We start from the raw sequence: 9998 nt of genomic DNA on the forward strand, positions 1-9998 counted from the left end.
ATTTCATCCAGTCGAGATCGGCCGAGATGAAGACGTCGGCAGGCGCCCCGCCCTCGATCTGCTTGGCCAGCGCCGAGCTCGCGGCATAGGAGACAGTCGCCGCCTCGCCGACATCGGCCTCGCAGGCCTTGTTCACCGCGTCGAGCGCGTCCTTGAGGCTGGCTGCGGCAAACACCACCACCTTGTCTTCCGCATGCGCTGCCGGCACGACTGCCATCAGCGCCGCAGCCAAACCGCCAATGGCGATCGCCCTCGATCCAAAACCTTTGCGCGTCATGGAAAACTCTCCCTGGTTTGAAATCCGGCCGGCTCGAAGCCTGCTGACCGATATATCCGTATGAATATAACAAGGGAAGGCCCGGCGCCTCATGAAAGCGTCTGTACGACACCAATTGTTCTGGTAAGACCGGGAAAAGAAACCTTGGAAAGGAAACTCCGGTGAAGATCAGCGCCCGCAACGTCCTCAAGGGAACGATCGCCGAGATCGTCAAGGGAGCCACCACCTCGCATGTCAGGATCGACATTGGCGGCGGCGCCATCGTCACCGCCTCGATCACCAACGAGGCCGTCGCCGATCTCAAGCTCGAAAAGGGCAAGCAGGCCTATGCCGTGGTCAAAGCCTCGGACGTGATGGTCGGCATGGACTGAAATTTGCGGCCTTAGACCGCGATCGGCGCCTTGATTGACGCGTCGGCGACGTAGTTTTCCAGCCGGAAATCCTCGAAGCGGAAGGCGAAGAGGTCCTTCACCTCCGGATTGATCCACATCGTCGGCAGCGTCCTCGGCGTGCGCCGCAGCTGTTCGCGTGCTTGCTCGAAATGGTTCGAGTAGAGGTGCGCATCGCCAAGTGTGTGGACGAAATCGCCGGGTTTCAGCCCTGTCACCTGCGCCACCATCAAGGTCAGCAGGGCATAGGACGCGATGTTGAACGGCACGCCAAGGAAGATATCGGCGGAACGCTGGTAGAGTTGGCAGGAAAGCCGCCCTTGCGAAACATAGAACTGGAACAGGCAGTGGCAGGGCGGCAGCGCCATCGCTTCCACCTCGGCTGGGTTCCATGCCGAAACAATCAGCCGCCGCGATTGAGGATTTCTGCGTATCTCCTTGAGAAGATTCGCGATCTGGTCGATCGAGCCGCCATGGCCGTCCGGCCAGGAACGCCACTGCTTGCCGTAGACCGGGCCGAGATCGCCATTCTCGTCGGCCCATTCGTCCCAGATCGAGACGCCATGGTCGGTGAGATATTTGATGTTGGTGTCGCCGGCCAGGAACCACAGAAGCTCATGGATGATCGACTTGAGATGCAGCTTCTTGGTTGTGGTGACGGGAAAGCCGCGCGCCAGGTCGAAACGCATCTGGTAGCCGAAGACGGAGCGCGTTCCGGTGCCGGTGCGGTCGCCGCGGTCGGCGCCGTTGTCCAGCACGTGCTGCAGGAGGTCGAGATACTGGCGCATCGGTTCCGGCTCGATTCGGTTGTCCAGCCATCATAACTGACAGACGGGCGATCGAACACCACAAAGCAGCGCGCAAGCCATGCCCGAAGCCAGTCAGTCCCCAACAACATCACCGGCTGGCGCATGGACCGCGCCAGCCCGGCGAATTGAAGCGCGGCCGTCAGAGGGAGCCGAGCTTACCCAGGTCCTTGGCAACCAGGTAGTAGAAGGTAACCCGGTTCTTGGTATTGTCGGCGGCCATCGCCTTGCAGACCTTCTCGATCGAAGCGTCGGCCTTGCTGTCGTCCGATATGCCGAGCTTCTTGGCAACCCAGCCAGCCTTGACGCGCTCCAGTTCCTTCGGATCGGTGCAAGACACCAGCGAGGAATCGCGGTTCCGAAGCGCAATGCCAAGATGCTTCACGATTTTGTCGACCACGTCGGCACTCGCCGAGGCATCGTATTTCTTCACGTCTGCAAGATAGTCGGCCATCAAAATTCCCCTCGTCGGCGCCACGGATCCGATCGATGAGGGCTGTGGCGCTGCTGCAACTTGTGCGCTATGTCGATAACTCCTCACCGTGGCAAAGCTTCGGTTGAGACCGCGCTCAAGTCAACCCTTCGGACTTGCGGTTTTGACACGGGGACAAAGTGCCATTGCGTCCTTTCATTTCCTGCGATCGCCCCCTATATTCGGTTTGTCGGCTTGACCGACTATGGCGATAAATGGGCGATGAAATAAGCCGTTCGGACCCGGGGGCGGTACCCGGCGCCTCCACCAAAAGCCGCTGTTGACGACAGAGCGGTTTTTGCTGGGGGCGAAATAGGATCGACGAAGGTGTAAAGATCGTACTTTTGCCCGGCATGGTACCACCGTCATCGGGCTAAACCTGTAGTTGCAAATGACAACTATGCGGAAGCACGTCTCGCCGCGTAAGCGGTGCGATAGCTTCAAATCAAGCCCTAGAGGTTCGCACTTCTAGGCGGGGTTCGGAGGTACCTGGCAACAGAAACCTCCACTTCTCCCCTCCTCCGATATCCAGCATGCGCGACGGCAGTTCCGCCGCGAACGCGCCCTGCCGCGTGCTCCCTCGCCATGGACAAAACATGCAAAACGATTCCGATCGATTCTTCGTGCTGACCGGCGGTCCCGGATCCGGCAAGACCACCCTGATCGAAGCCCTGCGCCACGCAGGCTTTGCCGCCTCGGTGGAAGCCGGCCGCGGCATTATCCGCGACCAGTCCGCCATTGGCGGACCCGCTTTGCCTTGGCACGATCGCGCCCTGTACGCCGAGTTGATGCTGTCATGGGAGATGCGCTCGTATCAAATTGCGCAAGAACAGACCGGGCGTCCTGTTTTTTTCGATCGCGGCGTTCCGGACACGCTCGGCTATCTCAGGCTGAGCGGCCTGCCGATACCCGAACACGCCCACGCTGCCGCAGAGCGCTTCCGCTATCATCGGCGCGTCTTCGTCGCCCCGCTTTGGCCGGAGATCTTCGCGCAGGACAAAGAGCGCAAGCAGACGCTCGACGAGGCCGAGCGCACCCACCATGCGCTGGTCGGCGTCTACACGGAACTGGGCTATGAGATGGTTCCGTTGCCGCTGGCCCCCGTCGAGGCGCGGCTGCGCTTCGTGCTGGCGCAAACCGGGCTGTAGCCTTGAAGTCGGACGCAATCGAGCGGGATGCACGATTCAATTCGAATGCATCCCGCTCTGGGGTCTATACCAGTCCCTGGCCGATCTCATCGGTTGCACTGGCGAAGGTCTCGCCGGGCAAGAGCATCTCATTATGGGCTCTGCCCGTCCGGATCATCGGAAGGCAATTGGCGAGTTCGGCAACACGGCAGTCGAAGAGCACCGGCCGGTTTACATCGATCATTTCCTGAATCGCGTCATCGAGGTCGGCCGGCTTCTCACAACGTATGCCGACCGCACCGAACGCTTCAGCCAGTTTGACGAAATCGGGCAAAGTTTCGGAATAGGAATGCGCAAGCCGGTTTCCGTGAAGCATTTGCTGCCACTGGCGAACCATGCCCATGTAAGAGTTGTTCAAGATGAATATCTTGATAGGCGCATTGTACTGAACCGCCGCCGACATCTCTTTCATCGTCATCTGGACAGATGCGTCGCCGGCAATATCGATGACGAGGCTTTCCGGGTGCGCGATCTGCACGCCCAATGCCGCCGGCAAGCCATAGCCCATCGTACCAAGGCCGCCCGACGTCATCCAGCGACGCGGCTTTTCGAAACCGTAGAACTGGGCCGCCCACATCTGATGCTGGCCAACTTCGGTCGTAATGTAGGTGTCGCGATCCTTCGTCAGCGCGTAGAGACGCTCGACCGCATATTGCGGCATGATCACCTCGTTGCTCATCTCGTAAGAGAAGGAGTTGCGCCCGCGCCAGCGCGCGATCTTTTTCCACCATTCGTCGAGGCGCCTTCTGTCAGGGTTTTGCGGCAGCGCACGCCATGAGCGAACCAGGCTGTCCACCACCTTGCCGGCATCGCCCTGGATGCCGACGTCGGCACGGACGGTCTTGTTGATCGAGGAGGGATCGATATCGACATGGATCTTCCTTGAGCTCGGTGAAAAAGCCTCCACGCGCGAAGTCACGCGATCGTCAAAGCGGGCGCCGATGCAGAGCATAACGTCGCACTCATGCATGGCCATGTTCGCCTCGTACGATCCGTGCAGGCCGACCATTTTCAGCCAGTTCTTGCCGGATGCCGGATATGCGCCAAGCCCCATGAGGGTCGAAGTGATCGGGAAATCAGTCAGTTCGACAAGCTCCCGCAGCAGTCTCGATGCCTCCATGCCGGAATTGACGATGCCACCGCCGGTATAAATGACTGGACGACGGGCATTGGCCATCAACTCTATCGCCTTGCCGATCTCGTTGATGTCGCTCTCCACCGTCGGCCGACAGCTCTTCAGTGCAGCAGCATCCGAGGGCGGCGTGTACACGCCGGTGGCAAACAGGACGTCCTTTGGCATGTCGACGAGGACAGGTCCCGGTCGTCCGGACTTGGCGATGTGAAAAGCCCTGTGGATCGTTGACGCCAGTTCGTTGACGTCCTTGACCAACGAATTGTGCTTGGTGCAGGGCCACGTAATACCGACCGTGTCGCATTCCTGAAAGGCATCGGAGCCGATCAGCGTTGTCGGCACCTGTCCTGTCAGGCAGACGATCGGCACCGAATCCATAAGCGCATCCTGCAGTGGCGTTACCGCATTTGTCGTGCCTGGACCGGATGTGACGAGCATGACGCCGACCTTGCCCGTAGACCGTGCATAGCCTTCGGCGGCATGGCCCGCACCTTGCTCATGGCGCACGAGGATATGCTTGATGTCATCCTGTTGGAATATCTCGTCGTAGATCGGCAGCAAGGCGGCGCCAGGATAGCCGAAGACATGCTCTACGCCATTGTCTCTGAGTGCGTGGAGAACGATCTCCGCGCCTGTCATGCGCTTGCTCGCGGTTTGAATAGGGTTCTCGCCCGTCATGGTTCTGATCCGTGGTGTATTGCGTGATGAGGATGATTGACGGGGCATCGCCCGGATTTCGGGCATAAAAAAAGGCCCCGTCAGGAGCCTGTTTACCGCGCATGGGTGGCTATCGCCGGATGGTTACACCATCCTGCCCATGCGCTTTCCTACCACCACGAGAGCCGTTGCGATCATCATGACCATCGCTGCTACAGCCGAAACCGGGCGTCGTCAACGCCTTTCGGACGGAACTGTCCGCGCCCAATGGCAAAGAGGCCGGCATGAGCCGGCCCCTTCGTTCTCATCGAAAGTCTACTACTCGGCCGGCGCCTCGACGGCCTCGCGAGAGCGGCCGAGCGTGACCTTGGCCAGCGTGAAGGAAATCACCGCGCAGAGCGTGATGCCGGCCACCATCGGCAGCGGCGTACCGTCGAAGAACACGCCGGCAACACCCATGGCCAGTGCGCCGATGGCGAAATGCAGCGTGCCCATCAGCGCTGACGCCGTGCCGGCAATCTCGCCATGCTCTTCCATGGCCAGCACCGACGTGGTCGGAATGACCAGACCAAGGAAGCCGTAGCCGACGAACAGCAGCGCCGCCATCACGTCGAGCCGGTCGATGCCCGTCGCCATCACCGCGAACAGCACCACCATCGTCGTGGCATAGCCGGTCACCGCGACGCGCACCACGCGTCGCAGGCCGAAGCGCTCGGCCAGCAGCCCCGTCATCTGCGACATGCCGATGAAGGCGACCGCGTTGATCGAGAAGAACACGCTGTAGACCGAAGGCGACAGGCCGTAATGGTCGATCAGGATGAACGACGAGCTCGACAGATAGACGAAGAAGCTGGCAATGCCGAAGCCGGCAATCGCCGTCAGGCCGAGGAAGTTACGGTCGCCCATCAGGAAGCGGTAGGCCGACAGCGCGGTGCCGAAGGAGGACCCGGCGCGATCTTCCACCGGCCGCGTCTCCTTGAGCGAGGTCGCCAGAAGGATGGTGGCCAGCAGAGCCGCGCCCGTCACCGTCCAGAACACGGCACGCCAGCCGAAATTCTCGATGATCACGCTGCCGGTCAGCGGCGCCAGGATCGGCGACACCGAAAATACCAGCATCAGCAAGGACATCAGCTTGGCAGCCTCATTGCCGGTATGCAGGTCGCGCACGATGGCGCGCGGAACGGCCATGCCGGCGCTGGCGCCAAGCCCCTGCAGGAAGCGGAAAGCGATCAGCCATTCGATGGTCGGCGCCATTGCCGAACCGATGCCGCCGACCATGAACAGCGCAAGGCCGCCGTAGAGCGGCAGCTTGCGGCCGACCATGTCGGAGATCGGCCCGACGACGATCTGGCCAAAGCCCATCGACAGGAAGAAGATCAACAGGCTCATCTGCACGGCAGCGGTGCCGGCATGCAGATCGGCGCCGATCGACGGCAGCGCGGGCAGATACATGTCGATGGCGAACGGGCCGATGGCGGACAACAAGCCGAGCACGACCGCGATGCGGAGGAATTTGGGACTCATGATAGAGGCTTCTTTCAAATCTGGTTGCCGCCGCCAGGCGACGTCTAACCTAGGACGTTCCATCCCGTCAGATTCCGACACCTCGAGAGCGAGTTCTGTTCGTCTCTCTCATGCGAAATCTCTTAATCTTGTGTCCACAAATTTAGACACTCTTGTCTAAATCGTCAATCGCCTCTATATAGTTTTTTATGAAGCTGCACGTTTCTCCTGACATTTTCCCGCCACGCGGTCATGAGGCCAAGCGCCTGTCGATCGTCGACTCCGCCGCCACCGTGTTTTGCCGCGAAGGTTTCGCCGGCGCCAACATCGACCTGATCGCCGCCGAAGCCGGCGTCTCGCGCCAGACCATCTACAACCATCACGGCGACAAGGAAAAACTGTTCGTCGCTGTGGTCCGTGATCTGACCGAACGTTGCAATGCCGGAATCTTCGCCACCATTGCCACCTTCCCCGATCAGCCGGGGGATCTCGAAGCCGACCTGATCGGCTTTGCGGTGCGCTTGAATCAGAATTGCATCTGCAACCGCGATGGAAAATTCCTGCGCAAGCTGATCCAGACCGAAGGCGAGCGCTATCCCGAACTGTTTGCCGAATGGCGCGAACAGGGACCGGGCAGGACATGGCCGGCAATCGCCGCCCGCTTCGCCCGCCTCGCCTATGGCGGCTATCTCACGATCGAGGACCCGGACGTGGCGGCACGCCAGTTCCTTGGCCTCGTCAATGCCGAACTGCAGACCACCTTCATGCTTGGCGGCTCGCCGCGCGAGGACGAGGTGCTGCGATCCGCGACCAATGGCGTGCGTACCTTCCTGCGCGCCTTCGGCAAGCGCCGCTCCGCGGCATCGTCCGAAAAGCAAAGCGCGCTCGCCAGCGCCTGAGCGATCAAATCGCTGGCAATAGTCTTCGCTTCCGCGCGAGGGTGATCTATATGCGGTTTACGCCGCGCTCAAGCTTGATTACAGCTATGCGGACGATTCAACGGAACCCGACCGCCACATGGCCGACGACCACATCCGCTACGACATTCTGGCCCAGGAGGCGTTGCGCGGCGTCATGCGCAAGGTCCTGGCCGAGGTCGCGCGCACCGGCCTCCCCGGCAACCACCACTTCTTCATCACCTTCCTGACCGGCGCGCCGGGCGTACGCGTGTCTTCGCGGCTGCGCGAGCGCTATCCCGAGCAGATGACCATCGTCATTCAGTTCCAGTATTGGGACCTGAAGGTGACCGATACCGGCTTCGAGGTTGGCCTGTCCTTCTCCGATGTGCCGGAAAAACTCGAAATCCCGTTCTCGGCCGTGCGCGGCTTCTATGATCCCTCGGTCAATTTCGAACTCGAATTCGACGTCAAGACGGATGGTGCGGCAGCCGATGAACCGGCTGCGCCAACTCCGGAGCCGTTGACCATCGTCTCCGAGAAAAAGCCGAAGGCCGAGAAGAAGGCCGCCGCCGAGGCGGAGAAGAAGCCCGCGGCCGCGGACGCCGCTACCAAGGGCGCCGAAGTGGTCTCGCTCGACGCCTTCCGCAAGAAATAGGCCGGCGACTTACGCCGTGGCCGAAATCGTCAATCTCCGCCAGGCCCGCAAGCAGAAGGCGCGGGACGAAAAGCTGCGCGCCGCCGAACAGAACCGCGCGCTGCACGGCCGCTCCAAGGCCGAAAAGGAACGCGACCGCGTCGCCGCCGACAAGAGCGAAAAATTCGTTGCCGGGCATCGTCGTGAAAAGCCCGGCGACCCCGGCCGTCAATGAGCCCGGTCGAAAAGCGTTCGGTGACCATTCGCGGCCACCGCACCAGCTACTCGCTTGAAAAGCCCTTTTATGACGACCTCGTCGCGATCGCGGCGACCAGGGAGCTGACGCTCGCTGCTCTTGTCGCCGAAGTCGACGAGACGCGGCCCCGCGACACCAACCTGTCCTCGGCGTTGAGGCTCCATGTGCTGGAGTGGGCGAAGCGAGGAGAGAGTATCTAAAGGCTTTCGACCGCGTCGTCCTTTTTCCTGCGTCTGGTGCCAAAGCCAAGCAAGGTCGAACGCTCGCGCTCCTCGGCCTGTTTCCTGGACCGCACGCGCATCAGATCCTTCCAGCCGACATAGCCGACCAGCAACGAGCCTTCGCGAGTGACGACGGGCAGATGGGAGACGTTGGCCATCAGCAGCTTGTCGGAGAGACCTTCGAGATATTCGTCCGGATAGGCCAGCGTCACCTTGCTGCCGGCCAGCAACGCGCCAAGCGTGGTGGTGCGGTGCGTGCCGGCGCGTCTCCAGCGCAAGATCGCCGGCGGATCGATGAGGCCCAGCACCTGACCGTTCTCGTCGACCACCGGGAAACTCGGATGCCGTGTTTCCGGCGCCGTCAGGAAGGCTGCTGCGCCATGCAGCGTCATCGTCGCCGGCACGCTTTCGACCTGCGACGTCATCACCTCGCGCACCCGGGTCAGGGCGAAAGGGTCGACACGGTATTCGCGAACCAGATGGTGTCCCCTTCTGGCGATCTTTTCGGTCAGGATCGAACGCTTCATCAGAAGCACGGTCACGGCATGCGCCGCGGCGCAGGCGGCAATCAGCGGCACCAGCATATGTGTGTTGCCGGTCAGTTCGACGGCGAAGAACGTGGCGGTCAGCGGCGCGCGCATCGTGCCGCCCATGGTGGCGGCCATTGCCAGCAGCGCCCAGAAACCCGGATCCGCGGCAGGCAGAACGCCGGCGAGCACAGCGCCCATAGCCCCGCCCATGATCAACAGCGGCGCCAGCACACCTCCCGACGTTCCCGAGCCGAGCGCTACCGACCAGATGATCGCCTTGACCACCAGCAGCAGGAGTGCCGCCGTCGCGACGGTGCGGCCATCCAGCATGTCGGTGATGTTGTCATAGCCGACACCGAGCGCGTGCGGTTCGATCAGCCCGCCTATGCCGACCACCAGGCCGCCAAGCATCGGCCACCACATCCAGTGGATCGGCAGCTTCTGAAAACCGTCCTCGCAGGCGTAGACCATCTGCGTCAGCAGTCCCGACAGAAGTCCTGCACAAACGCCGATCGCCACCCAGCCGGCAAGGCCGACAAAAGACACCTCCATGCCGCCCTGAAACGGAAAGATCGGCCCGGGCAGATGCAGCATGGTGCGCTCGACCTCGGCGATAACGGCCGCGACCGCCACCGGAATGAAGCTGCGCGGGGTCCATTCGAATAGCAGCAGTTCGACCGCCAGCATGATGGCGGCGATCGGTGTTCCGAACACCGTGGTCATGCCCGCTGCCGCACCAGCCACCAGCAGGGTCTTGCGCTCGTTGTCGCTGACCGGCAGCATCTGTGCGATCAGCGAGCCGATCGCGCCGCCTGTCATGATGATCGGTCCTTCCGCGCCGAACGGTCCGCCGGAACCGATCGAGATCGCCGACGACAGCGGCTTCAGGATCGCCACCTTGGCGTCGAGTTTCGAGCGCCCGAGCAGGATCGCCTCGATGGCTTCGGGAATGCCGTGGCCGCGGATCTTCTCGCTGCCATAGCGCGCCATCAGGCCGATGATCAGCGCACCGATGACCGGAACTAGGACTGCGGC

At 61.7% G+C, this 9998-nt stretch carries 12 protein-coding genes and 1 other RNA gene; 7 read left to right on the forward strand and 6 right to left on the reverse strand.

Annotated features, from left to right (window positions below):
- Positions 1-277: substrate-binding domain-containing protein (locus EN990_RS33640; protein ID WP_164766209.1), on the reverse strand; the 277-nt coding region annotated here is incomplete at its 3' end.
- A gap of 161 nt (positions 278-438) precedes the next feature.
- Between EN990_RS33640 and EN990_RS33645 the strand changes: the two genes are divergently transcribed.
- On the forward strand, positions 439-648 hold the full coding sequence (locus tag EN990_RS33645; protein ID WP_127369522.1) for a molybdopterin-binding protein: 210 nt from the start codon (positions 439-441) through the stop codon (positions 646-648).
- Positions 649-659: 11 nt separating this feature from the next.
- Here EN990_RS33645 and EN990_RS33650 read toward each other — a convergent pair whose 3' ends face one another.
- Both EN990_RS33650 and EN990_RS33655 read right to left on the reverse strand, forming a co-directional pair.
- Positions 660-1454 (reverse strand): thymidylate synthase, encoded by a 795-nt coding sequence (locus EN990_RS33650; protein ID WP_013531021.1) that lies wholly within the window; start codon positions 1452-1454, stop codon positions 660-662.
- Positions 1455-1614: 160 nt separating this feature from the next.
- Positions 1615-1926, reverse strand: a complete 312-nt coding sequence (locus EN990_RS33655) for a DUF2853 family protein (RefSeq protein WP_013531020.1) — start codon at positions 1924-1926, stop codon at positions 1615-1617.
- 168 nt (positions 1927-2094) lie between these two features.
- Here EN990_RS33655 and ssrA point away from each other — a divergent pair.
- Positions 2095-2454: a transfer-messenger RNA gene (ssrA, locus tag EN990_RS33660) on the forward strand.
- An 86-nt stretch (positions 2455-2540) separates the two neighbouring features.
- Positions 2541-3092 (forward strand): AAA family ATPase, encoded by a 552-nt coding sequence (locus tag EN990_RS33665; protein ID WP_206519228.1) that lies wholly within the window; start codon positions 2541-2543, stop codon positions 3090-3092.
- Positions 3093-3156: 64 nt separating this feature from the next.
- On the opposite strand, the gene EN990_RS33670 is transcribed toward EN990_RS33665, so the two are convergent.
- Both EN990_RS33670 and EN990_RS33675 read right to left on the reverse strand, forming a co-directional pair.
- Complete coding sequence (locus tag EN990_RS33670) at positions 3157-4941, reverse strand: acetolactate synthase 3 large subunit (protein WP_127369524.1); 1785 nt, start codon at positions 4939-4941, stop codon at positions 3157-3159.
- 297 nt (positions 4942-5238) lie between these two features.
- The gene (locus EN990_RS33675; protein WP_013531018.1) at positions 5239-6444 is read right to left on the reverse strand and encodes a multidrug effflux MFS transporter; all 1206 of its coding nucleotides are present in this window, start codon (positions 6442-6444) and stop codon (positions 5239-5241) included.
- Between the two features lie 188 nt (positions 6445-6632).
- Here EN990_RS33675 and EN990_RS33680 point away from each other — a divergent pair, with 188 nt between their 5' ends.
- From EN990_RS33680 to EN990_RS33695, 4 genes are all read left to right on the forward strand, one after another.
- Complete coding sequence (locus EN990_RS33680; RefSeq protein ID WP_127385649.1) at positions 6633-7322, forward strand: TetR/AcrR family transcriptional regulator; 690 nt, start codon at positions 6633-6635, stop codon at positions 7320-7322.
- 118 nt (positions 7323-7440) lie between these two features.
- Positions 7441-7977 carry an SspB family protein gene (locus EN990_RS33685; RefSeq protein ID WP_013531016.1) on the forward strand — a complete coding sequence of 179 codons (537 nt, stop codon included), beginning with the start codon at positions 7441-7443 and terminating at the stop codon, positions 7975-7977.
- A 16-nt stretch (positions 7978-7993) separates the two neighbouring features.
- Complete coding sequence (locus tag EN990_RS33690) at positions 7994-8191, forward strand: DUF4169 family protein (RefSeq protein ID WP_024501426.1); 198 nt, start codon at positions 7994-7996, stop codon at positions 8189-8191.
- The gene (locus EN990_RS33695) at positions 8188-8412 is read left to right on the forward strand and encodes a ribbon-helix-helix domain-containing protein (protein WP_013531014.1); all 225 of its coding nucleotides are present in this window, start codon (positions 8188-8190) and stop codon (positions 8410-8412) included. Before EN990_RS33690 ends, EN990_RS33695 begins: the two co-directional genes overlap by 4 nt.
- Here the strand turns inward: EN990_RS33695 and EN990_RS33700 are convergent.
- On the reverse strand, positions 8409-9998 hold a 1590-nt coding region (locus EN990_RS33700; RefSeq protein ID WP_127388549.1), incomplete at its 5' end, for a chloride channel protein. The two genes, EN990_RS33695 and EN990_RS33700, sit on opposite strands and share 4 nt — an antisense overlap.

Origin of the sequence: Mesorhizobium sp. M7A.F.Ca.US.005.03.1.1 (assembly GCF_003997975.1) — a bacterium.
GTDB classification, from domain to species: Bacteria; Pseudomonadota; Alphaproteobacteria; order Rhizobiales; family Rhizobiaceae; genus Mesorhizobium; species Mesorhizobium ciceri.